The sequence below is a fragment of the Streptomyces graminilatus genome (genome assembly GCF_001418565.1).
Classification (GTDB): Bacteria; Actinomycetota; Actinomycetes; order Streptomycetales; family Streptomycetaceae; genus Streptomyces; species Streptomyces graminilatus.
In genome coordinates this window covers 1-22,820 of the sequence record NZ_LIQQ01000307.1, presented here as the reverse complement: position 1 = coordinate 22,820, position 22,820 = coordinate 1, and the positions used below count along the sequence as shown (strand labels likewise).

Below are 22,820 nucleotides of genomic sequence, written 5' to 3'. Positions count from 1 at the left end.
CCCCCCTCCAGGGCCCGGCCGCCGCGCCCGCCCCGGCCCGCGCCCTGCGCTCCTGGGCCCGTGCCCACGGTTCCGACGAGGGCGCCGCGAAGAAGGAGGCCGACGCCCGGCGCAAGCAGCGTGAGGCCGCCGCCAAGTACGCCGAGCAGCAGCGGTCGCTCAGCGCCTTCGAGGTGCGCAAGTCCCTCGAACCGGCCTACACGCAGCTCGCCCTCAACGGCGCCGACGGCCCCCTCGCCGACGAACGCGTCCGCCGCGCCGTCGCCCGTGCGCTGGACCGAAAGGCGATCGCCACCCTCGTACTGAAGCCGCTGGGGCTGCCCGCCGTACCGGTCGGCAGTCATCTCGCGCTCTCCGGACAGGACGCCTACGCCGACAACAGCGGCGCGCTCGGCGGCCAGGACACCCACGAGGCCGAGGAACTGCTCGCGGATGCCGGGTGGGTGCACGGCGGTCCCCTCGGAACGCCGAAGAAGAAGGCTGGCGAGGGCGGGAAGGTCGCCGGGGGCGAGGGCGAGAAGGCAGCGGGCAAGTCCGCCGAGCCGAAGGCGTCCTCGTCCGCTTCCTCGTCCGCCTCCCCGAAGGCCTCTCCGAAGGCCTCTCCGAAAGCCAGTAAGGCCGGTAAGGCCACCGAGGCCGATGAGGACAGCGGTGACGACGACACGACCTATGTCGTCGGCGACGACGACAAGCCGTACGGCGAGCCCGTCCGCGAGGACCACCAGACGCCCTGGGGCCAGCGGGGCCACGAGGACGGTTCGGGCAAGAAGAACCTGGCCCAGGACGGCAAGCAGTCCCTCCTCCACAAGCACCCGGAGCAGGGCGGCGCCCCCGCCGGTGCCTACGCGCCCAAGGGCACCTCTGCCCCGGCCGGCGCCGCCGGAGCGCTCGCCAAGGACGGCAAGCCGCTGACCCTGCGGTTCGTCCTGCCCTCGGGGCCGGGCTCCGCGACCCTGCGCGCCGTGGGCGAGCGGATCGCGCGGATGCTGGACCGGGTCGGTATCCGTACCGACGTGACCAAGGTCTCCGACGACAGCTACTTCAAGGACCACATCGCGTCCGGGCAGTACGACCTGGCGCTGTACTCGTGGCCCGCGTCCGCCTTCCCCGCCACCGACGCGCGCCCCATCTACGCCAAGCCGGTGCCCGCCGCCGACGGATCCCTGAACGTCGAGCAGAACTACACCCGGGTCGGCACCGACCAGGTGGACCAGCTGTTCGACCAGGCCATCGCCACCCTCGACGAGGACAAGTCGGCCTCGCTGGTGAGGAAGGCCGACGCCCGGATCTGGGCGGCCGGCGGCTCCATCCCGCTCTTCCAGCGGCCCCAGCTCACGGCCGTGAAGAAGGGCGTCGCCAATGTGGGGGCGTTCGGGTTCCAGACGCCGGTGTACGAGGACATGGGGTTCCTGAAGAAGGGGGCGAGCGCTTCGCCCGGGAACTGATCCGGCCGGAAAGCTCTGAGGCACCTCAATTCCCTTGCCCGGCCCGTCGCTCTTCGTGAGAGTGAGCACACTCTTGAGACAGTGGATCTCACGAATACATACGAGTGCATACGAGGACGACGGGGTGGCCATGCACGGGGGAACGCGTCCGATATCGGCCGTGGGTTTCGCGCTCGCGGCGCTGCTCGCCGGGGCCGTGGGTTGTACGAGCGGGTCCGGTGACGCAGCGAAGAAGAGCGACAGCAGCGCTACGGCCGGTGCCAGAAAGGCACCGGCCGCGGTCGCGGCCACGGCCTGCGCGAACGGCACCTATACCTGGTTCAACATCGAGAAGCCGACGCGGCTGCTCGGGGTCACCGATGTGGAGACCCTGGGCAAGGGTGGTGGCGAGCTGAAGAAGAAGCTGAAGCGGCTGGCCACGGTGGAGATCTCGGTCCAGGCCGGACACGGTGCCCCGGCGGCGGCGGAGGTCCTCTTCTCCCTGGGCAAGAAGGTCGGCGAGATCGACTCCGATGCCGCTTCCCTGAAGGACGCCGATGGCATTTCGTGGCAGTTCCTGAAGGTCGGCCACAAGGGGCCGGACCTGAACGACAGCCGCATGTCGGTGGCTGGTTCGGGGCGGTTCGTGCAGTTCGCCGCAGTGCGGGTGGTCGAGGCCGACTTCCGCTACTCCTGTCCCGGGGGCAGGACCAGCATCGGGCACGCGAAGAGTTGGATCGTTCCGATCGACGGCGTCATCGAATGCGACTCCAAGCTCGAAAGCTTCACCAGGCGCGACGACGCCGCCGTGCGTGAAGCCGCCCTCTTCTCCTGCGAGCCGGGCTCCGCCGCCACGAAGGTCACCTGACCCCACCTCCCGCCCTCCCCGGGCGCCTGCCCAAAGGCCCGGGGAGGCCGACCCCCGCAGGGCCCCGTACGATGGGGTAAGGCCGTGGCATGTTCAGCCCGGCAGGGTCCGCGTAACACAGACGTACGCGCAGGCCATCCACTCAAGCCGGGAGTACGCCGCAATATGGCCACGCGCCACGACATCCGCAACGTCGCCATCGTCGCCCACGTCGACCACGGGAAGACGACACTGGTCGACGCCATGCTGAAGCAGGCCGGTGCCTTCGCCGCGCACGCCGCCGAGTCGCTCGACGACCGCATGATGGACTCGAACGACCTGGAACGTGAGAAGGGCATCACGATCCTCGCCAAGAACACGGCGGTGAAGTACCACCCGAAGGACGGGGGGGACGTCATCACCATCAACATCATCGACACCCCGGGCCACGCCGACTTCGGTGGCGAGGTCGAGCGCGGTCTGTCGATGGTGGACGCCGTGGTGCTGCTCGTCGACGCCTCCGAGGGGCCGCTGCCGCAGACCCGCTTCGTGCTCCGCAAGGCGCTCCAGCAGCGCCTGCCCGTCATCCTCTGCATCAACAAGACGGACCGCCCGGACTCCCGGATCGACGAGGTCGTCAACGAGACGTACGACCTGTTCCTGGACCTGGACGCGGACGAGGAGCAGATCGAGTTCCCCATCGTCTACGCGTGCGCGCGTGACGGTGTCGCCTCGCTGACCAAGCCGGAGAACGGCACGGTCCCGGCCGACAGCAACAGCCTGGAGCCGTTCTTCTCCACGATCCTGGCGCACGTCCCGGCCCCCGAGTTCGACGAGGCCGCCCCGCTCCAGGCGCACGTCACCAACCTGGACGCCGACAACTTCCTCGGCCGTATCGCGCTGCTCCGCGTCGAGCAGGGTGAGCTGCGCAAGGGCCAGACCGTCACCTGGATCAAGCGCGACGGCACGATGTCCAACGTACGTATCACCGAGCTGCTGATGACCGAGGCGCTCACCCGCAAGCCCGCCGAGATGGCCGGCCCGGGTGACATCTGTGCCGTCGCCGGTATCCCGGACATCATGATCGGCGAGACCCTCGCCGACCCCGAGAACCCGGTCGCGCTGCCGCTCATCACGGTCGACGAGCCGGCGATCTCCATGACCATCGGTACGAACACCTCGCCGATGGTCGGCCGTGGCGGCACCGGCAAGGGCGCCGAGAACAAGGCCGTGGTCAAGGACCGCAAGGTCACCGCCCGTCAGGTCAAGGACCGTCTCGACCGCGAGCTGATCGGTAACGTCAGCCTCCGCGTCCTCGAGACCGAGCGTCCCGACGCCTGGGAGGTCCAGGGCCGTGGTGAGCTGGCGCTCGCCATCCTGGTCGAGCAGATGCGCCGCGAGGGCTTCGAGCTGACCATCGGCAAGCCCCAGGTGGTCACCCAGATCATCGACGGCAAGGTGCACGAGCCCGTCGAGCGCATGACGATCGACGTGCCCGAGGAGCACATGGGCCCGGTCACGCAGCTCATGGGCGTCCGCAAGGGCCGCATGGACAACATGTCCAACCACGGCTCCGGCTGGGTGCGGATGGAGTTCGTCGTGCCTTCGCGCGGACTCATCGGCTTCCGGACCGAGTTCCTCACCGGCACGCGCGGCACCGGTATCGCGCACTCCATCCACGAGGGCCACGAGCCGTGGTTCGGCGTGCTGGCGACCCGTAACAACGGTTCGCTGGTCGCCGACCGGGCCGGCGCCGTCACCGCGTTCGCGATGACGAACCTTCAGGAGCGCGGTGTGCTGTTCACCGACCCCGGCACCGAGGTGTACGAGGGCATGATCGTCGGCGAGAACTCGCGCTCCGACGACATGGACGTGAACATCACCAAGGAGAAGAAGCTCACGAACATGCGGTCGTCCTCGGCCGACTCGTTCGAGGCGATCGTCCCGCCGCGCAAGCTCTCCCTGGAGCAGTCCCTGGAGTTCTGCCGCGACGACGAGTGCGTCGAGGTCACCCCGGAGGCCGTCCGCATCCGCAAGGTGAACCTGGACGCCCGCGAGCGCGCCCGCTCCGCCAGCCGCGCCAAGCACGGCTAGTACGGCCGTCAGGGGGCCACTGCCGGCCAGTAGCGCCAGTACGGTCGAGGGCGGCTGACGCCGGCCCCTCGTAGCACGCACCGGGCACGCCCGCTTCACGGCGGGGGTGCCCGGTGTCGTTGTAGGGGCACAGGGGGAAAACCCTTCGATTGAACGAGTGGGCCCTCGCACACGCGCTCTCCGCACTACGCTGCTGCTGGACGAGATCAACCGGTGGTCATGAGACACGTTTTCGTGCGCCCGCCGTGCCAGATCCTGTCGCGACAGTGTGCTGATGATGCGTCAGGCAATGTCACTCCCCGCGTTCGAGCCTGTGACCGTCGCCCGAGAAGGGCAAGCACGGCGGCCATGGCATACGCAACTTGTTTTCTGCTGTGCCATGTCCGAAATGCGGACACGTGTTCCCGATAGATGTGTAACAAGTCCGTTTCGCAGGGATCTTTCGGCAAACCGTTTGTCCGGATTTTGGAAGAAGTTAACGGCAGGTGTGATCGAACCGAGACCTTGTGGGTGTGGTTCGGCTATGGCGCATGGCAGATAGTTAGGCGCGTAGAGCTCGTACCAACGGGTAACGCACAGCGAACTGTGCGGACTCGCGAGCGTGGGGGGCATTGGCTTTCTCGGTACCGGCAACGGTGGCGGTGGTGTGTCGTCTGCTCTCTTTTTCGCGGTGAACCAATGGACTTATGAGGAGGAACCCATGCGCGGTGCCAGGAGCGCCAAGTGGGTAGCGATAGCTGCGGTTGTGGCACTGAGTGCAACTGCCTGTGGTGGTAGCAGCGACAAGGACGGCGGCAAGGGCGGCGACGACAAGGCCGCCATCGACGCGAACGGTACGTTCACGGTCGAGTCCGGTGAGCCGGAGAACCCGCTGCAGCCGGCGAACACCATGGAGTCCTACGGCAGCATCGTGATCAACTCGTTGTTCACGGGTCTGGTCGACTACGACTCCAGCGGCAAGATCGTCTACATGAACGCCGAGTCGGTGGACACCAAGGACAGCAAGACCTTCACGGTCAAGCTGAAGCCCGGCTGGAAGTTCCACGACGGCACCCCGGTCACCGCCGAGTCCTACGTCAAGGCCTGGAACTGGGCCGCGAACCCGGCCAACAAGCAGACCAACAGCTTCTGGTTCTCGGACATCAAGGGCTACGACCAGGTCGCTCCCGAGTCGGGCGCCCCCAAGGCCAAGGAGCTGTCCGGCCTGAAGGTCGTGGACCCCAACACCTTCACCATCGAGCTGACGACGCCGATCCCCTACTACGTCTACAAGCTCGGCTACCAGGTCTTCTCCCCGCTTCCCGAGTCCTTCTACAAGGACCCGAAGGCCGCCGGTGAGAAGCCGGTCGGCAACGGTCCGTACGAGTTCGTCAGCTGGGACCACAAGAAGGCCATCACGGTCAAGAAGTACGCCGGCTACACGGGTTCGAACGCGGCGAAGAACGGCGGCGTGGTCTTCAAGAACTACTCCACCCCCGAGACCGCCTACGAGGACCTGAAGTCGGGCAACCTCGACGTCATCACCCAGGTCGCCCCGAAGGACCTGCCGGTCTACAAGCAGGACCTCGGCGACCGTGCCGTGGACCAGGCGTACTCCGCGGTCCAGTCCATCGCCCCGGCCTTCTACTCGAAGCAGTTCAAGGGCATCAACCCGAAGGTCATCCAGGGCCTGTCGAGGGCGATCGACCGCGACACCATCACCAAGACCGTGCTCCAGGGCACCCGTGAGCCCGCCACCGGCTGGGTCGCCAAGGGCGTCCTCGGCTTCGAGCCGGACGCCGCCGGTGACGTCACCAAGTACGACCCGGCCGCGGCCAAGGCGCTCATCAAGGAGGGCGGCGGCGTTCCGGGCAACGCCATCACCATCCAGTTCAACGCCGACGGCGGACACAAGGAGTGGGTGGAGGCCGTCTGCAACTCCATCACCAACGCCACCGGCGTCAAGTGCTCCGGCGACTCGAAGGCCGACTTCCAGGCCGACCTCCAGGCCCGTAAGGCCAAGGAAGTCAAGTCCCTGTACCGCTCGGGCTGGGTGCTGGACTTCCCGATGAACGCCAACTTCATCCGTGACCTCTTCGGCACGAAGTCCTCGGGCAACCAGAGCGGCTTCTCCAACCCGAAGCTGGACGCGGCGATCGCCGCCGCCGACAACGTCACCACGCTGGACGAGTCGGTGAAGAAGTACCAGGCGATCGAGAAGGACCTCCCGAACTACATGCCGAGCATCCCGCTCTGGTACTACAAGGTCAACGCGGGCTACTCGGAGAAGGTCACGGGCGTCCAGTTCGGCCAGGACGGCGACCCGATCCTGACCGGCGTCGAGGTCAAGAAGAAGTAACCGCAGACAGCCCGTTGTCCGGGGCGCCCACACCGAGTCCCGGACAGCAGCGGCAGCGGCCGGGGGGCCCTTTCCACGAGCATCGCCAAGCGGTGCGCGGGGGAAGGGCCCCGCCTGCTCTGCTGCCGCTGTGACTTTTTTTGGAGGCATGATGGGGCGCTACGTCGCACGACGACTGCTCCAGATGATCCCGGTGTTCTTCGGAACGACCCTGCTGATCTTCCTGATGGTCTACGCCCTGCCCGGTGACCCGGTCCAAGGGCTGTTCGGCGACAAGGGCGGCAGCCCGCAGGTGATCGCCGCGCTGCGGCACGAGTACGGCCTGGATCAGAACATCTTTGTGCAGTACTTCAATTACATGAAGGGCATCATCCTGCATGCCGACTTCGGTACGCAGGTAGCCAGCGGACGCCCCGTCACCGACGTGCTCGGCGACGCCTTCCCGGTGACCCTGCGCCTGGGCGGTTTCGCCTTCGTCATCGAGGTCGTCGTCGGGATCACCCTCGGTGTCTACGCCGGCCTGAACGCCGGACGCGCCGCCGACACCGCGGTGCTGCTGACCACGCTGCTGCTGATCTCGGTCCCGGTGTTCGTCCTCGGCTTCATCCTCAAGTGGATCTTCGCCGACGAACTCCAGTGGCTGGAGCCGAACGTCAACGACCCCACGAACTACGGCGAGTTGGTGATGCCGGCCATTGTGCTGGCCACGGCCTCACTCGCCTATGTGTCGCGGCTGACCCGTACGTCGATCGCGGAGAACATGCGCGCCGACTACGTCCGTACGGCCATCGCCAAGGGTCTGCCCCGGCGCCGGGTGGTGACCGTCCACCTGATGCGCAACTCGATGATCCCGGTCGTCACCTACCTGGGCACGGACATCGGCGCCCTGCTCGGCGGTGCCGTCATCACCGAGGGCATCTTCAACATCCAGGGCATCGGCGGCACGATCTACCAGTCGCTGATCCGCCGGGAAGGCACCACCCTCGTGGGCCTGGTCACCATCCTGGTGCTCGTGTACCTCGTCGCCAGCCTCCTTGTCGACCTGCTTTACGCGGTCCTTGACCCGAGGATTCGCTATGCCTGACATGACCAAAACCACTGCCGTCGCCACCTCGGACGACAAGAGCGCGCCCACCCCCGCCCCGCAGCCGGTCAAGGCCGAGAAGGCCCGCAGCCTGTGGGGCGACGCCTGGCAGGACCTGCGGCGCAACAAGGTCTTCATCATCTCGGCGGTGATGATTCTGCTGCTGCTGACGATCACGTTCTTCCCCGGCTGGTTCACCAGCGCCAACCCGGAGTACGGCGACCTGGCCAAGCACTACCTGCAGAAGCCGGAGCTCGGAAAGGTCTTCTCGCCCGAGTGGCTGGGCTACGACCAGCAGGGCCGCAGCGTCTACGCCCGCCTCATCTTCGGCGCCCGGGCCTCCATAGCCGTCGGCTTCGGCACCACGGTCCTCGTGACCGTCGTGGGCGGCCTGGTCGGCATGCTCGCCGGTTACTTCGGCGGCATCATCGACTCGGCCCTGTCCCGGCTCGTGGACGTGTTCTTCGGCATCCCGTTCCTGCTGGGCACGATGGTCGTCCTCAACTCCTTCCCGGACCGCACGGCGTGGGTCGTCATCGGCGCCCTGGGTCTCTTCGGCTGGACCCAGCTCGCCCGCGTGATGCGCGGTGCGGTGATCACCACCAAGCAGTCCGACTACGTCCAGGCGGCGAAGGCACTGGGTGCCAGCACCACCCGCATCCTGTTCCGGCACATCCTGCCGAACACCCTCGCCCCGGTGATCGTCGTCGCGACCATCTCGCTCGGTGTCTACATCGGCGCGGAAGCCACCCTGTCGTTCCTGGGCCTCGGCCTGAACGGCGTCTCCTGGGGCAACGACATCTCCGACGGCGGCTCCCAGATCCGGGTGGCCCAGTGGATCATGCTCTACCCGTCGATCATGCTGACCATCACCGTGCTGGCGTTCATCATGCTCGGCGAAGCGGTCCGCAACGCCCTCGACCCGAAGACACGCTGAGGGAGGCGTAATGACCATCATCGAAGAAGCCGCTCCGGTACCGGCTCCCCGCGAAGGCGAGGACGCCCCCCTGCTCGAAGTGCGCGATCTGCACGTCGAGTTCGTCACCCGTGAGGGCGTCGTACGAGCCGTCAACGGTGTCGACTACAACGTGCACGCCGGTGAGACGCTCGCCGTGCTCGGCGAGTCCGGCTCCGGCAAGTCGGTCACCGCACAGGCGATCATGGGCATTCTCGACATGCCGCCGGCGAGGATCCCCCAGGGGGAGATCCTCTTCCAGGGGCAGGACATGCTCAAGATGTCCGCCGAGGAGCGCCGCCGTATCCGCGGCCGTCGTATCGCCATGATCTTCCAGGACGCGCTCAGCTCGCTCAACCCGGTGCTCAGCGTCGGTTACCAGCTCGGCGAGATGTTCCGTGTCCACCACGGGATGTCCAAGAAGGACGCCAGGGTCAAGTCGATCGAACTGATGGACCGGGTGAAGATCCCGGCCGCCGCCGCCCGTGTGGACGACTACGCGCACCAGTTCTCCGGCGGTATGCGCCAGCGCATCATGATCGCCATGGCGCTGGCCCTGGAGCCGGACCTGATCATCGCCGACGAGCCCACCACGGCCCTCGACGTGACCGTCCAGGCCCAGGTCATGGACCTGCTCGCCGAGTTGCAGCGCGAGTACAACATGGGTCTCATCCTGATCACCCACGACCTCGGCGTGGTCGCCGACGTCGCGGACAAGATCGCGGTGATGTACGCGGGCCGGATCGTGGAGCGTGCCCCGGTCCACGATCTGTACAAGCGCCCGGCGCACCCGTACACCCGAGGCCTGCTGGACTCGATCCCGCGCCTGGACCAGAAGGGCCAGGAGCTGTACGCGATCAAGGGTCTGCCGCCCAACCTGCTGCGCGTTCCGTCCGGTTGTGCCTTCAACCCGCGCTGTGAGAAGGCCGAGGACGTCTGCCGTACGCAGCTTCCGGAGCTGTTGCAGGTCACCGAGCGGGACGGCACCGAGTTGACCGGCCGCAGTTCGGCGTGCCACTTCTGGAAGGAGACGATCCATGGCTGAGCAGATCCGCAAGGACGACGAGCCGCAGGATGCCACGCCGAACGTCTCCGACGTCGAGGTGGTGGAAGCCCACTCCGCGACGGAGGCGGTCGCCGCGATCGAGGCACCCGTCGAGCGGGGCGAGCCCATCCTCCAGGTGCGCAACCTGGTGAAGCACTTCCCGCTCACCATGGGCATCCTGTTCAAGAAGCAGGTCGGCGCCGTCAAGGCGGTGGACGGCGTCTCCTTCGACCTGTACCAGGGCGAGACCCTGGGCATCGTGGGCGAGTCCGGCTGTGGCAAGTCCACGGTGGCCAAGCTCCTGATGAACCTGGAAAAGGCGACGGCCGGCGAGATCTTCTACAAGGGCCAGGACATCTCCAAGCTGTCCGGGCGCGCGCTGAAGGCCGTACGCCGCAACATCCAGATGGTGTTCCAGGACCCGTACACCTCGCTCAACCCGCGTATGACGGTCGGTGACATCATCGGGGAGCCCTTCGACATCCACCCCGAGGTGGCCCCCAAGGGCGACCGGCGCCGCAAGGTGCAGGAGCTGCTCGACGTCGTCGGTCTCAACCCCGAGTACATCAACCGGTATCCGCACCAGTTCTCCGGCGGTCAGCGCCAGCGCATCGGCATCGCGCGCGGTCTGGCCCTCAACCCGGAGATCATCATCTGCGACGAGCCGGTGTCGGCGCTCGACGTGTCCGTCCAGGCGCAGGTCATCAACCTGATGGAGCGACTGCAGGACGAGTTCAACCTCTCCTACATCTTCATCGCGCACGACCTGTCGATCGTCCGGCACATCTCGGACCGCGTCGGGGTCATGTACCTCGGCCGGATGGCGGAGATCGGCACCGACGAGCAGATCTACGACCACCCGACGCACCCCTACACCCAGGCGCTGCTGTCGGCGGTCCCGGTGCCCGACCCGGAGGCCCGTGAGGGCCGGGAGCGGATCATCCTGACCGGTGACGTGCCGTCCCCGGCCAACCCGCCCTCCGGTTGCAGCTTCCGCACCCGCTGCTGGAAGGCGGAGGACAAGTGCGCCCAGGAGACGCCGCTGCTGGCGATCCCCGAGCCGTTCAGGGGCTCGGACTCCGAGGCCGCCCACGAGTCGGCATGCCACTTCGCCGAGGAGAGGGACGTCGTGCACGCCGCCTGACGTCCGGCTCGCTGCTCCCCGCCGGTTCCCGGCACCCTCGTCAGGGTGCCGGGAACCGGCGTTTTCCGGGGTCCGCCGTCCGCCGTCCGCCGTCCGCCGTCAGTCCCCCGTCACCCCGTCGAGCAGCTCACGGACGATGTCGAGATGGCCGTTGTGACGGGCGGTCTCCTCGATCACGTGCAGGATCACCCAGCGCAGATTCACCTTGAGGCCGTCGCGGACGGGCCTGTCGGCCTCGTCGTCGAGGTCGTGGGCCGCGACCAGTTCCCGGTAGCGGGCGCTCTGTTCCTCGTACTCGGCGAGGAGCTGCGCGAGCGGGGTCGCCACGGCCAGCCGCATCTCCGGGTCCGGGTCGTCCTCCGTGGCGTCGGCGAGCGGGCCCACGAGCTCCTCGCCCAGGAAGACCACCTGGAACCACCAGAACTCCACCCACCGCAGATGGCTGATCAGCCCGCACAGGGTCATCAGCGGCGACCCCGGCAGCGGCGCCTTGACGGCGTTCTCCGGCGATACGTCCGCGCACTTGGCGCGGGCGGTGTCACGTACGTAGTCGAGGAAGGTGGTCAGTTGAGTGCGCTCGTCCCACGCGGGAGGCGTATCGGTTCGTGTCATCGCCGGTGAGCATCGCTGATCGGCGGTCGGCTGTCGAACGAATAAGCCGCCACTCGCGGTGTCAGCCGGCGACTCGCGCCCCTGCCCAGTGGCACGCCACCTGTTCCCCGCCGCCACCGCCCAGGACCCCCGGACTCCGGGTCCGGCAGTCGTCCGCGACGCCCGCGCGGTCCGCCTCCCCGCTCGCCAGGATCTGGCAGCGGACATGGAAGCGGCAGCCGCCCGGGACACGGGAGGGGTCCGGGGGTTCGCCGGTGAGCACCACGGGTGCGCCCGGCGCGTCCGGGAGGACCGACAACAGGGCCTGGGTGTACGGGTGTTGCGGGGCCGAGAGGACCTGTTCGACGGCGCCCGTCTCCACGATCCGGCCCAGATACATCACCGCGACCCGGTCGGCGATGTTCCACGCAAGGCCCAGATCGTGGGTCACCACCAGGGCGGACAGGCCGAGTTCGGCGCGCAGGCGCAGCAGCAGGGCCAGGATCTCGCCGCGCACGGAGGCGTCCAGGGAGGCCACCGGCTCGTCGGCGACGATGAGTTCGGGCTCCAGGACCAGGGCACCGGCGATGACCACGCGCTGACGCTGGCCGCCGGACAGCTCGTGCGGGTACTTCAGGAAGAACCTCTCGGGCGGTCGCAGGCCGGCCCGGGAAAGGGCCTCCGCGACCGCCGCCCGCTCGTCTGCGGCGTGCCCGTGGATGCGCAGTCCCTCGGCCACGGCGTCGTACACCGTGTGGCGCGGGTTCAGTGATCCCGTCGGGTCCTGGAGCACCAGCTGGACGCGTCGGCGATGTGCCTTCAGGGCCCGCGAGGAGTGGTCGAGCGGCTTCCCGCCGAAGGTGACGCGTCCCGAGGTCGGCCGTACCAGGCCGAGCAGCGCGCGGGCCAGCGTCGACTTGCCGCAGCCGGACTCACCGACCAGCGCGACGATCTCGCCGGGCCGGATGTCGAGTTCGAGCCCGTCCACGGCCCGTGCGGGCGAGTCCCCGCGCCGCCCGGGAAAGGTGACGTGGAGGCTTTGGGCGCTGAGAAGAGGTTCCCGCAGGGCCGTGGGTGCTGTGGCTGTGGTCATGTGGTGTGCTCCTGGGCGAGCTGCTTGATCCGGGTGCAGTGCAGCGCCCCTTCAGGGGCGCGGGGCGGTATCGATCCACGGCTCCGCCGCGGGGCGCGACCAGCCCCCACCGGCCGCGGTGAACGACTCACGTGACCGACCCCTCACCCGGATCCGCCGGCACATGCGTGCAGGCCGCCCGCCGCTCCCGCGAAGCGACCCGCAGCGCCTGGTCCTCGGTGCCGCACACGTCCAGCGCGACAGCGCACCGGGGATGGAACGCGCACCCCGAGGGCAGCGCCGACGGGTCGGGCGGGTCCCCGGCGAGGCCGTGCGGGGCGAACCGTGACGCCGGATCCCCGATGCGCGGGAACGCGGACGACAGGGCCTCGGCGTACGGGTGCAGGGCATCCTCGTACACCTGCCGGGCGGGCCCCTCCTCGACCACCCGGCCCGCGTACATCACGGCGAGGCGGTCGCAGGTGTCGGCGAGGACCGCCAGATCGTGACTGATCATGATCAGGCCCACGTCCTGCTCGGAGACGAGCTGTTCGATCAGCCGCAGGATCTGCGCCTGGATCATCACGTCCAGGGCCGTCGTGGGCTCGTCGGCGACGATCAGCCGGGGTTCGCAGGCCAGCGCCATGGCGATCATGACCCGCTGGCGCTGTCCGCCGGACAGCTCGTGCGGATACGCCGAGGCCCGCGCCGCCGGCAGCCCCACCTGCTCCAGCAGCTCACCCGCCTTCCTTCGTGCCGCTGCCGTGGTCGCCATGCGGTGCAGCAGGATCGGCTCCGCGATCTGGTCGCCCACCCGGTGCACGGCGTTGAGCGAGTGCATCGCTCCCTGGAACACGATCGAGGCGCCGGCCCAGCGGACCGCCCGTACCTGGCCCCACCGCATCGTCAGGATGTCCTCGCCGTCCAGCAGGATCTTCCCGCCGACGCGGGTCCCGGCCGGCAGCAGTCTGAGCAGCGCGAGCGCCAGCGTCGACTTGCCGCAGCCCGACTCGCCCGCGATGCCGAGTTTCCGCCCGGTCGCGAGGGACAGGTCCACACCGCGCACGGCGGCTGCCCCGCCCGCGTAGGTCACCGTGAGGTTCTGGACCTCCAGCAGCGTCAACGGGCCACCCCCAGCCTGGGGTTGAGTACGGATTCCACCGCGCGCCCGCACAGTGTGAACGCCAGCGCGACGACGGCGATCGCGATGCCCGGCGGCACCAGATACCACCAGTCGCCGGAGCTGACCGCCCCCGCCTCGCGCGCCTCCTGGAGCAGCCCGCCCCAGGACACGACCGTCGGATCGCCGAGCCCGAGGAAGGCGAGGGTCGCCTCGGCGAGGATGGAGGAGGAGATGATCAGGGTGGCCTGAGCCAGCACCAGCGGCATCACATTGGGCAGCACATGCCGGGACATGACGTGCCAGTGGCCGCCGCCGAGCGCCTTGGCGCGTTCGATGTACGGCCGTGACTCCACCGCGAGCGTCTGCGCCCGCACCAGGCGGGCCGTCGTCGGCCAGGACGTCACACCGATCGCCAGTACGACCGTGCCCAGCGAGCGGGACATGACGGTGGCCAGCGCGATGGCGAGCACCAGCGTCGGCATCACCAGGAACCAGTCGGTGACCCGCATCATCACGGTGGCGTACCACCCGCGGAAGTGCCCGGCGGTGATCCCGACCAGGGTGCCGATCACCACCGAGAGCAGGGCCGCGAGCAGTCCGATGAGCAGCGAGACCCGGGTGCCCCAGACGAGCAGGCCGAGCAGATCCCGCCCGAACCGGTCGGTGCCCAGCGGGAACTCGGCGCTCGGACTCTCCATCGGCCGTCCCGGCGCGTCCGTCACGCTCGCTACGTCCGAGCCGACCGTCAGCGGCGCGGTCAGCGCCGCCAGCGCGAAGAGGGCGAGCAGGGCCAGGCCCAGGAGACCGGCTCGGTGGGTGCGGTAGCGCTGCCAGAACCGGAGGACGGAGGCGCGGCGCCGCTGCCGGGCGAGCTGGCGTGGACCGGCCGGAGCCCGCGCCGAATTCGCCGCCGGGGGAGTCACTTCGGCGGTCATCGGCCCACCCTGGGATCGAGGAGCGGATAGAGCAGATCGGCCAGCGTGTTCATCACGATCACCGCAGCGGCGAAGACGAAGAACAGGCCCTGGACCAGCGGGAGATCGGGCACGCTCAGCGCCTGGTAGAAGAGCCCGCCGAGGCCCGGCCAGGAGAACACGGTCTCGACGAGGATCACTCCGGCGACGGTCCGGCCGAGGTTGACGAAGATCAGCGTCATGGTCGGCAGCATGGCGTTCGGCACGGCATGGCGACGCCGGACCAGGTCGTCCCGGAGGCCCTTGGCGCGGGCGGTCGTCAGATAGTCGCCGCCCATCTCGTCGAGCAGCGCCGAGCGCGTGACGAGCAGGGTCTGTCCGTACTCGACCGCGACCAGCGTCACCACCGGCAGGACGAGATGGTGGGCGACGTCGAGGACGTACGCGAAGCCGGTCTCACCGCCCGACTCCATGCCGCCGGTCGGGAAGAGCCCGGGGATCGGGCCCATGCCCACCGCGAAGACGATGATGAGCAGCAGCCCGAGCCAGAACGACGGGATCGAGTAGAGGGCGAGCGCCAGACCGGTGTGGAACCTGTCGCCCGGTCCACCGCTGCGCCATGCCGCGCGGGTGCCCAGGAAGACGCCGAGCGCGGTGTACAGGACGAACGCGGTGGCCGTGAGGATCAGGGTGTTCGGCAGCGCTTCGCTGATCTTGTCGATGACCGGTGCCCGGAACTGGTACGACGTGCCGAGGTCGCCGGTGAGGGCCTTGCCGCAGTAGTCCGTGAACTGCTGCCACAGCGGCAGATTGAGGCCGAACTCCCGTCGGTAGGCGGCCAGTTGGGCGGCCGAGATCTGACGGCCGCCCGTCATGGTCTTCACCGGGTCGCCGGGGATCAGCCGGAAGAGGAAGAAGCTGGTGACGAGGACGGCGAGCAGGGAGACGACGGCGCCGCCCAGCTTGCCGGCCCCGTACCGCAGATAGGCGGCCCGGCCGCGACCGGCGCCGCTGTCCGGCGGGGCGGCGAGGGCCGCTCCGCCGGGCTCCGCATCGACGTCGACCGGTGCCGGCACCGCGTCGGAGGTCTCGGAGGTCATCGACAGCCCTTCGGGGCTCGGTTGTCCATCGTGGCTACTCGCGATCCTCTGCACCGGCCCGGCGGCGCATCACCAGGAACACCACGGCGCCGGCGACGACCACGAGAGCGCCGACGACGCCCGCGATCACCCCCGTCGAGGCGGAGCCGCCGGACGAGCCGTCGCCGGAGGCGGGGACCGCCGACCACCAGCTCCAGTAGCCGTCCTGGCCGTAGATGTTGCCGGCCTTCTCCGGCATGGTGGTGATCGACTTGATCTGGTCCGTGCGGTAGGCCTCGACCGCGTTCGGGTACGCCATGACGTTCATGTACCCGAGGTCGTACAGCCGGGACTCCATCTGCCTGACGATGTTCGCCCGTTCGGCCGGGTCGTACTCGGCGAGCTGCCGCCCGTACAGCTCGTCGTACGGCTTGTCGCAGATGAAGTTGTCGGTCGCGCCCACGTCCTTGGGTGTGGCGGGCAGGGCCCCGCAGGTGTGGATCGACAGGACGAAGTCCGGGTCGGGGTTGACGGACCAGCCGTCGAAGGCGAGGTCGTAGGTGCCCGCGAGCCAGGGATCGCTCACGTTGTCCAGGCAGTCGAGCTTCATACCGATGCCGAGGTCGCCCCACCACTCCTTGAGGTACTGGCCGACGGCCTTGTCGTTGGGGTCGGTGGCATGGCACAGGACGCGGTAGGTGAGCGGCTTGCCGTCCTTGCCGACCCGTTTTCCGTCGCCGTTCTTCCGGTAGCCGGCCTGGTCGAGGAGGCGGCCCGCCTTCGCGGGGTCGTAGGCGAGTTTCTGGCCTGCCGACGGTTTCCAGAAGTACGTCGAGAAGCGCGGCGGGATGTAGCCCTCGCCCTCGGCCGCGTGGCCCTGGAAGACCCGGTCGACGAGAGCCGTCCGGTCCACGCTCATGAACAGCGCGTGCCGCACCCGCACGTCGAGCAGCGAGGGGTCGCCGTCACCGAACTTCGCACCGTTCCCGGCCCGCGCGCCCGGGTTCACGGCAAGGGCGTAGAAGCGGCGCCCGGGTGCCTCGTTGACGTGGATGTTCTTGACGCCCTTGAGGGACTCTGCCTGAGCCGGTGTCAGGGCGGGGGCCCCGGCGACGAAGGAGACCTCGCCCTTGCGCAGGGCGGCGACGGCCGCGTCCTGGTCCTTGTAGTACCGGAAGACCAGCTCGTCGAACTTCGGGGCGCCCCGCCAGAAGCTCTTGTTGGCCTTGAGCCGGACATAGCTGTCGGCCTTGTAGCCGGTGAGGACGAACGGTCCGTTGCCGACGACGGGGAAGCTCTTGTCGTTGTTGAACTTGGAGAAGTCCCCGACCTTCTCCCAGATGTGCTTGGGCACGATCGGCACGTCGAGCGCGGCCATCGTGGCCTGCGGCTTCTTCAGTTCGATGACGAGCCGGGTCGGGCTCGGTGCCGTCACCTTCCTGAAGTTGCCGACGTAACTGCCGTTCGAGGTCGCGGCCCCCTCGTCGGTCATCATCTTGTTGAACGTCCACGCCGCGTCCTCGGCGGTGGTCCGCTGCCCGTCCGACCACTTCGAGTCGGAGCGGATCGTGTACGTCCAGGTGAGCTTGTCGGCGGACGCCGTCCACTTGGTGGCGAGCGCCGGAACCGGGTGGGCGTCCCCCGGGTCGTAGTTGGTCAGGTACTCGTACATCAGCCGGTGGATGCTGGTGCTGACCAGCCTGGACGCCAGGAACGGGCTCAGGGAGTCGACGCTCTGGGCGACGGCGACGGTGAGGACCTTGTCGCCCTCCGCGGCCGACGCGTGCTGGGGCGCGAGGCCGAGCGGGGCGGAGACGGCGGCCGAGAGGGATAAGGCGGCGGCGAGCAGGCGGCGCGTACGGCTGCTGCGGTTTCGGTTCTCCCTGTCGCTCGCTCTGCCGCTTTCTCTGCCGCGCCGGTCGTGAGCATTCATGGAACCTGGCCTCGTGTCTTCACTCGCACAGGGACGGCTGGGTGGGGGCTGCCTGGCCCGGCTCGACCGGGTGGGGCCGAGCGGGGTTGATCAGGTATCTATCAGTGCCGCTCTGTGCCCGTCAACGGTGCCTCCACCATGTGTGGCCTGCGAAAACGCCAGGTTGACCAGGTGGCGGGGCGGCTATTGGTCCAAACCGGTGAAGCGTTCCTGGTGGGAGCCCGACGGACGGACCACACCGACTTCGAGGCCGGGTCCGCAACGGCTCTTACCAACGCCCTGTATGCCTGAACGACCCCCGTAGGTCCTGCACTCTCAGGAAGAAACGAACCACCGTGACCACACTGACCAAGCCTGAGGGCGCACCGGCCCCGACCGGTCCGGACAGCTTCCTCTCGGTCCGCGATCTCAAGGTGCAGTTCTCCACCGAGGACGGCATCGTCAAGGCGGTCGACGGGCTCTCCTTCGACGTCGAGCGCGGCAAGACCCTGGGCATCGTGGGCGAGTCCGGATCGGGCAAGTCCGTCACGAACCTGACGATCCTCGGCCTGCACAACCCGGTGAGCACGACCGTCGACGGCGAGATCGTCCTCGACGGCAAGGAGCTTGTCACCGCCACCGAGAAGGAGCTCGAACAGCTCCGCGGCAACAAGATGGCGATGATCTTCCAGGACCCGCTGACCGCGCTCTCCCCGTACTACACGGTGGGCCGCCAGCTCTCCGAGCCGTTCATCAAGCACACCGGCGCCTCGAAGAAGGAGGCCAGGGACCGGGCCGTACAGATGCTGGAGAAGGTCGGCATCCCACAGCCCAAAACGCGCTTCGACGATTACCCCCACCAGTTCTCCGGCGGTATGCGCCAGCGCGCGATGATCGCCATGGCACTGATGTGCGACCCCGACCTCCTGATCGCCGACGAGCCCACCACCGCGCTGGACGTGACGGTGCAGGCCCAGATCCTGGACCTGCTCAAGGACCTCCAGCAGGAGTTCGGCTCCGCGATCATCTTCATCACGCACGACCTCGGCGTCATCTCGACCATGGCCGACGACCTGCTGGTGATGTACGCGGGCCGGGCCGTGGAACGCGGCAGCGTCAAGGAGGTCCTCCGCACGCCGCAGCACCCGTACGCCTGGGGGCTCCTCACCTCCATGCCGCGCCTCGACGGCGACATCGACGAGGCGCTGACGCCGATCCCCGGCTCGCCGCCCTCGCTGCTCAACCCGCCCTCGGGCTGCCCCTTCCACCCGCGCTGCGCCTACACCGGCGAAGCGCAGGGCACCCTCTGCACCGACGTACGGCCGTCGCTCGCGGCCGGGCGCGCCTCCGCATGCCACCTCTCGGCGGAGCAGAAGCAGACCATCTTCATCGACAAGATCCAGCCCCGGCTGCGCTAGGGAGCACCGAGACATGAGCGACAACCTCACCCTCCCCGCACAGCAGGGTTCCACCGGTACGTCGACCGGGGAACTGCTGAAGATCGAGGGTCTCAAGAAGCACTTCCCGATCCACGGCGGCTTCCCCATCAAGCGGAAAGTCGGCGCCGTACAGGCGGTCGACGGCATCGACCTGTCCATAGGCGTCGCCGAGAGCGTCGGCCTGGTGGGCGAGTCCGGCTGCGGCAAGTCGACCGCGGGCCGGCTCATCACCCGGCTCCTGGAGCCGACCGGTGGCAGGATCACGTACTCCGGCAAGGACATCACGCACGCCTCCCGCAGGGAGCTGGCGCCGGTCCGGTCCGAGATCCAGATGATCTTCCAGGACCCGTACAGCTCCCTGAACCCGCGCCAGACCGTCGGTACGATCATCAAGTCGCCGATGGAGGTCAACGGCATCGAGCCGGTCGGCGGCCGGGAGAAGAAGGTCCGGGAACTCCTGGAACTGGTCGGGCTCAACCCCGAGCACTACAACCGCTTCCCGCACGAGTTCTCCGGCGGCCAGCGCCAGCGCATCGGGGTGGCCCGCGCGCTCGCCCTCCAGCCCAAGCTGATCGTGGCGGACGAGCCGGTCTCCGCGCTGGACGTGTCCATCCAGGCCCAGGTGGTGAACCTCCTCAAGCAGGTCCAGGAGGAGATGGGTATCGCGTTCCTGTTCATCGCCCACGACCTGGCCGTCGTCCGGCACTTCTCGCAGCGGGTCGCGGTGATGTACCTCGGCAAGATCGTCGAGGTCGGCGACCGGGACTCGATCTACGGCCGCCCGCGTCACCCGTACACCCACGCCCTGCTGTCCGCCGTCCCCGAGGTGGCGATGGACGACGAGACGGAGCCCCGCGAGCGCATCCGCCTCGCCGGCGACGTCCCCTCGCCGATCCACCCGCCGTCCGGCTGCCGCTTCCGTACGCGCTGCTGGAAGGCCCAGGACAAGTGTGCGAGCGAGGAGCCCCCGCTGCTCCAGATCTCCGGCAACCGCGAAGGCCACCTCACGGCCTGCCACTTCCCGGAGGACCCGACGACGGAGGCCCGGGACAAGGACGTCGTCCTCGACCCGGCGCTGAAGGCACTGGAGGCGGACGCGGCGGAGGACTGAGGCTGCGCGAACGCGGCCGGCCGGGGGGAGGGGGTGAGGGGCAGCGGCTCCTCACCCCCTCCCCCCCGGCCGTTTATTCGTTCGACTTCCGGCGCCCGGTCCGGGACGCTCGCACACGCGGATTCCCTCACACGGCCCGGAGGCCTCGTTGTCCTTCCCCACGATCCACAGCGTCACCTTCGACTGCACAGGTGACCCCTACGACATCGGCCTGTTCTGGAGTCAGGTGTTCGGCCGCCCGCTGGCCGACGACGACAAGCCGGGCGACCCGGCGGCGGAGATCGCGGACCCGGACGGCGGGCCCAGGCTGCTGTTCATCCAGGTCCCGGAGGGCAAGTCGGCGAAGAACCGCCTGCACTTCGACCTGCGCCCGCACGGCCGCACCCGCGACGAGGAGGTCGAGCGCCTGGTCTCCCTCGGCGCCCGCACCGTCGCGGACCACCGCAGGCCCGACGGCACCGGCTGGGTCCTGATGGCCGACCCCGAGGGCAACGAGTTCTGCGTGGAGCGCGGGGATCTGGGCTGATCAGCAGGGCCGCGCGGTGACGTAGTCCGCGTGGAACTCCCGGCGCTGCCCCGCCGTCAGATGGCAGGCCGCGCCATGGGGGGCCGTACGGGGCAGGACGGGGGGACGGGACGCGCAGCGGCCCGCCGGGACCTGTTCCGTGAACGCGCAGCGTGGTGCGAAGCGGCAGCCCGGGGGTGGGTCCAGGAGCGACGGGGGTGTGCCCGGGATCGGGGACAGGGGGATGTCGACCGGGGTGGTCAGGGTCGGCATCGAGCCCAGCAGGCCCCAGGTGTACGGGTGTTGAGGTGTCCTCAGTACCTCGTCGCGGGTGCCCCGCTCCACCGCCCGGCCCGCGTACATCACCAGGATGTCGTCCGCCATACGGGAGATGACGCCGAGGTCGTGCGTGATGAAGACGATCGACGTGCCGAACTCCTGCTGGAGGTCGCCCAGCAGGTCCATGATCTGGGCCTGGACCGTGACGTCCAGGGAGGTCGTCGGCTCGTCGGCGATCAGGAGTTCCGGGTCGCAGACCAGCGCCATGGCGATCATCACGCGCTGGCGCATGCCCCCGGAGAACTGGTGGGGGTAGTCGTCGGCGCGGAGGGACGGCTGGGGGATGCCTACTCGCCTCAGCATCTCCACCGCGCGCGCCCGGGACTCCCGGCGCGAGGCGCCCGTGTGTCTGGCGTACGTCTCCGCGATCTGTCTGCCCACCGTGTGGAACGGCGACAGGGACGCCAGCGCGTCCTGGAAGATCATCGCCATTCTGCGGCCGCGGATTCTCTCCAGTTCCCGTTCCCGTGCCGTCAGCAACTCCTTGCCGTCCAGCAGGATCTCGCCGGACAGCTTCGTGCGCGTACGGTCGTGCAGGCCCAGGATCGCCAGGTTCGTCACCGACTTGCCGGAGCCCGACTCGCCGACGATGCCCAGGGTCCGGCCGCGCCCGACGTCGAAGGACAGGCCGTCGACCGCCCGCACCACACCGTCGTCGGTGGCGAAGTGGACTCGCAGGTCCCGTACGGAGAGGAAGGGGGCGGTAGAGGGGGTGGCAACGGGCGGCTCTGCCAATGTCACCAGGCTCTCCTAGGCCAGTCGGATCCGCGGGTCGATCAGCGCGTACACCGCGTCCACCACGATGTTGGCCACGACGATAGCCGCCGCGGCCACCAGGACCACCCCCAGGAGCAGCGGCAGGTCGTTGTCCCGTACCGCCTTGATGGACAGGGCGCCGATGCCGTGCAGCCCGAAGGTCTCCTCCGTGATGATCGCGCCGCCGAGCAGATAGCCGATGTCGAGGCCCAGGATCGTGACGATGGGGCCCATCGCGCCCCGCCAGGCGAACCGGAAGAACACCGTGCGCCGGGACAGGCCCTTGGCGCGGGCCGTACGCACGTAGTCCTCGGCGAGGGTTTCCACGAGCTGGGAGCGGGTCATCCGGGTGTAGTTGGCGGTGAAGATGATCGCGAGGACGAACCAGGGCAGCAGCAGGCCCTTGAACCAGGCCACCGGGTCTTGCGAGAAGCCGATGCTGTCCTGGGGGCGGGGGAGGATGCCCCACTGGTCGGAGAGGTAGTACATGGCCACCACGCCGACGATGTAGATCTGCAGGGACGAGCCGATCAGCGAGACCGACGAGGCGATCTTGTCCATGGCCCGGCCCTGCTTCACCGCCGCCAGCATGCCTGTACCGACCCCGAGGACCACGAACACCACCGCGCTGCCCAGGGTGAGGGAGAGCGTGGTGGGGAAGCGGTTGGTGATCAGGCCGAGGACCGGCTCGTGGTTGGTGAAGGAGTAGCCGAGGCAGGGCGCCGCGCAGTGCCCGAGGCCCGCGTAGTCGCGGCCCACGAACACACCGGCCAGCCAGTGCCAGTACTGCACCGGCAGCGGATCGTCGATGCCCAGGTTGCGCCGGACGAGCGCGAGCGTCTCCGGCGTGCAGAGCTTGCCGCAGGCGCTGCGGGCCGGGTCGCGCGGGGCGACGTAGAAGAGGACGAAGGTGATCGCGCTGATGACGAGGAGGATCATCAGCGCGCTGAGCGTCCGGCGGAGGATGAAGCGGAACATGGCGATCGGATTCCCTGGCGAAACCCCCGGCACCGGTCCCTGGAGGGCGGGACCGGAGCCGGGGGTGGTC

19 protein-coding genes are annotated in these 22,820 nt (G+C 68.7%); 11 read left to right on the top strand and 8 right to left on the bottom strand.

The genetic code is table 11. The annotated features are described in order from the left end of the window. The 8 genes from AOK08_RS25290 to AOK08_RS25255 form a co-directional block, all read left to right on the top strand. The coding region (locus AOK08_RS25290) for an ABC transporter substrate-binding protein (protein ID WP_241827083.1) at window positions 1-1,445 on the top strand (1,445 nt) is incomplete at its 5' end. Window positions 1,446-1,605: 160 nt separating this feature from the next. Further along, complete coding sequence (locus AOK08_RS25285; RefSeq protein WP_055530165.1) at window positions 1,606-2,292, top strand: hypothetical protein; 687 nt, start codon at window positions 1,606-1,608, stop codon at window positions 2,290-2,292. Window positions 2,293-2,457: 165 nt separating this feature from the next. Beyond that, the gene (gene typA, locus AOK08_RS25280) at window positions 2,458-4,365 is read left to right on the top strand and encodes a translational GTPase TypA (protein ID WP_055530163.1); all 1,908 of its coding nucleotides are present in this window, start codon (window positions 2,458-2,460) and stop codon (window positions 4,363-4,365) included. Window positions 4,366-5,065: 700 nt separating this feature from the next. Next, window positions 5,066-6,703 (top strand): peptide ABC transporter substrate-binding protein, encoded by a 1,638-nt coding sequence (locus AOK08_RS25275; RefSeq protein WP_055530161.1) that lies wholly within the window; start codon window positions 5,066-5,068, stop codon window positions 6,701-6,703. Between the two features lie 151 nt (window positions 6,704-6,854). Next, complete coding sequence (locus AOK08_RS25270; RefSeq protein WP_055530159.1) at window positions 6,855-7,787, top strand: ABC transporter permease; 933 nt, start codon at window positions 6,855-6,857, stop codon at window positions 7,785-7,787. Continuing rightward, the gene (locus AOK08_RS25265) at window positions 7,780-8,724 is read left to right on the top strand and encodes an ABC transporter permease (RefSeq protein WP_055530157.1); all 945 of its coding nucleotides are present in this window, start codon (window positions 7,780-7,782) and stop codon (window positions 8,722-8,724) included. Before AOK08_RS25270 ends, AOK08_RS25265 begins: the two co-directional genes overlap by 8 nt. 10 nt (window positions 8,725-8,734) lie before the next feature. Continuing rightward, window positions 8,735-9,787 carry an ABC transporter ATP-binding protein gene (locus tag AOK08_RS25260; protein WP_055530155.1) on the top strand — a complete coding sequence of 351 codons (1,053 nt, stop codon included), beginning with the start codon at window positions 8,735-8,737 and terminating at the stop codon, window positions 9,785-9,787. Beyond that, window positions 9,780-10,931: an ABC transporter ATP-binding protein gene (locus AOK08_RS25255; protein ID WP_055530153.1), complete on the top strand. Its 1,152-nt coding sequence runs from the start codon at window positions 9,780-9,782 to the stop codon at window positions 10,929-10,931. The genes AOK08_RS25260 and AOK08_RS25255 overlap by 8 nt, the downstream gene beginning before the upstream one ends. 99 nt (window positions 10,932-11,030) lie before the next feature. Here AOK08_RS25255 and AOK08_RS25250 read toward each other — a convergent pair whose 3' ends face one another. From AOK08_RS25250 to AOK08_RS25225, 6 genes are all read right to left on the bottom strand, one after another. Then, the gene (locus tag AOK08_RS25250; protein WP_055530146.1) at window positions 11,031-11,543 is read right to left on the bottom strand and encodes a DinB family protein; all 513 of its coding nucleotides are present in this window, start codon (window positions 11,541-11,543) and stop codon (window positions 11,031-11,033) included. 61 nt (window positions 11,544-11,604) lie between these two features. Beyond that, window positions 11,605-12,615, bottom strand: a complete 1,011-nt coding sequence (locus AOK08_RS25245; protein WP_055530144.1) for an ABC transporter ATP-binding protein — start codon at window positions 12,613-12,615, stop codon at window positions 11,605-11,607. A 127-nt stretch (window positions 12,616-12,742) separates the two neighbouring features. Beyond that, window positions 12,743-13,717 carry an ABC transporter ATP-binding protein gene (locus AOK08_RS25240; RefSeq protein WP_055530142.1) on the bottom strand — a complete coding sequence of 325 codons (975 nt, stop codon included), beginning with the start codon at window positions 13,715-13,717 and terminating at the stop codon, window positions 12,743-12,745. Then, entirely contained in the window at window positions 13,714-14,652 is a 939-nt protein-coding gene (locus AOK08_RS25235) for an ABC transporter permease (RefSeq protein WP_055530140.1), read from the bottom strand. The genes AOK08_RS25240 and AOK08_RS25235 overlap by 4 nt, the downstream gene beginning before the upstream one ends. Continuing rightward, window positions 14,649-15,731, bottom strand: a complete 1,083-nt coding sequence (locus AOK08_RS25230; RefSeq protein ID WP_055530139.1) for an ABC transporter permease — start codon at window positions 15,729-15,731, stop codon at window positions 14,649-14,651. Before AOK08_RS25230 ends, AOK08_RS25235 begins: the two co-directional genes overlap by 4 nt. Window positions 15,732-15,765: 34 nt before the next feature. Beyond that, window positions 15,766-17,643 (bottom strand): ABC transporter substrate-binding protein, encoded by a 1,878-nt coding sequence (locus AOK08_RS25225; protein WP_055530137.1) that lies wholly within the window; start codon window positions 17,641-17,643, stop codon window positions 15,766-15,768. Between the two features lie 335 nt (window positions 17,644-17,978). Between AOK08_RS25225 and AOK08_RS25220 the strand changes: the two genes are divergently transcribed. The 3 genes from AOK08_RS25220 to AOK08_RS25210 all read left to right on the top strand — a co-directional run bounded on the left by AOK08_RS25220 (window position 17,979) and on the right by AOK08_RS25210 (window position 20,698). After that, complete coding sequence (locus tag AOK08_RS25220) at window positions 17,979-19,040, top strand: ABC transporter ATP-binding protein (protein ID WP_055530135.1); 1,062 nt, start codon at window positions 17,979-17,981, stop codon at window positions 19,038-19,040. A 13-nt stretch (window positions 19,041-19,053) separates the two neighbouring features. Next, window positions 19,054-20,172 (top strand): ABC transporter ATP-binding protein, encoded by a 1,119-nt coding sequence (locus tag AOK08_RS25215; protein ID WP_055530133.1) that lies wholly within the window; start codon window positions 19,054-19,056, stop codon window positions 20,170-20,172. Window positions 20,173-20,320: 148 nt separating this feature from the next. Then, window positions 20,321-20,698, top strand: a complete 378-nt coding sequence (locus AOK08_RS25210; RefSeq protein WP_055530131.1) for a VOC family protein — start codon at window positions 20,321-20,323, stop codon at window positions 20,696-20,698. On the opposite strand, the gene AOK08_RS25205 is transcribed toward AOK08_RS25210, so the two are convergent. Both AOK08_RS25205 and AOK08_RS25200 read right to left on the bottom strand, forming a co-directional pair. Next, on the bottom strand, window positions 20,699-21,757 hold the full coding sequence (locus AOK08_RS25205; protein ID WP_241827082.1) for an ABC transporter ATP-binding protein: 1,059 nt from the start codon (window positions 21,755-21,757) through the stop codon (window positions 20,699-20,701). A 9-nt stretch (window positions 21,758-21,766) separates the two neighbouring features. Next, window positions 21,767-22,750 carry an ABC transporter permease gene (locus AOK08_RS25200; RefSeq protein ID WP_055530129.1) on the bottom strand — a complete coding sequence of 328 codons (984 nt, stop codon included), beginning with the start codon at window positions 22,748-22,750 and terminating at the stop codon, window positions 21,767-21,769. Window positions 22,751-22,820: the final 70 nt, after the last annotated feature.

Bases quoted from the DNA above. Each gene is read 5' to 3' on its own strand.
- typA (WP_055530163.1), top strand. From the start codon at position 2,458: ATGGCCACGCGCCACGACATCCGCAACGTCGCCATCGTCGCCCACGTC.
- AOK08_RS25275 (WP_055530161.1), top strand. From the start codon at position 5,066: ATGCGCGGTGCCAGGAGCGCCAAGTGGGTAGCGATAGCTGCGGTTGTG.
- AOK08_RS25270 (WP_055530159.1), top strand. From the start codon at position 6,855: ATGGGGCGCTACGTCGCACGACGACTGCTCCAGATGATCCCGGTGTTC.
- AOK08_RS25265 (WP_055530157.1), top strand. From the start codon at position 7,780: ATGCCTGACATGACCAAAACCACTGCCGTCGCCACCTCGGACGACAAG.
- AOK08_RS25260 (WP_055530155.1), top strand. From the start codon at position 8,735: ATGACCATCATCGAAGAAGCCGCTCCGGTACCGGCTCCCCGCGAAGGC.
- AOK08_RS25255 (WP_055530153.1), top strand. From the start codon at position 9,780: ATGGCTGAGCAGATCCGCAAGGACGACGAGCCGCAGGATGCCACGCCG.
- AOK08_RS25250 (WP_055530146.1), bottom strand. From the start codon at position 11,543: ATGACACGAACCGATACGCCTCCCGCGTGGGACGAGCGCACTCAACTG.
- AOK08_RS25245 (WP_055530144.1), bottom strand. From the start codon at position 12,615: ATGACCACAGCCACAGCACCCACGGCCCTGCGGGAACCTCTTCTCAGC.
- AOK08_RS25235 (WP_055530140.1), bottom strand. From the start codon at position 14,652: ATGACCGCCGAAGTGACTCCCCCGGCGGCGAATTCGGCGCGGGCTCCG.
- AOK08_RS25230 (WP_055530139.1), bottom strand. From the start codon at position 15,731: ATGACCTCCGAGACCTCCGACGCGGTGCCGGCACCGGTCGACGTCGAT.
- AOK08_RS25225 (WP_055530137.1), bottom strand. From the start codon at position 17,643: ATGAATGCTCACGACCGGCGCGGCAGAGAAAGCGGCAGAGCGAGCGAC.
- AOK08_RS25215 (WP_055530133.1), top strand. From the start codon at position 19,054: ATGAGCGACAACCTCACCCTCCCCGCACAGCAGGGTTCCACCGGTACG.
- AOK08_RS25200 (WP_055530129.1), bottom strand. From the start codon at position 22,750: ATGTTCCGCTTCATCCTCCGCCGGACGCTCAGCGCGCTGATGATCCTC.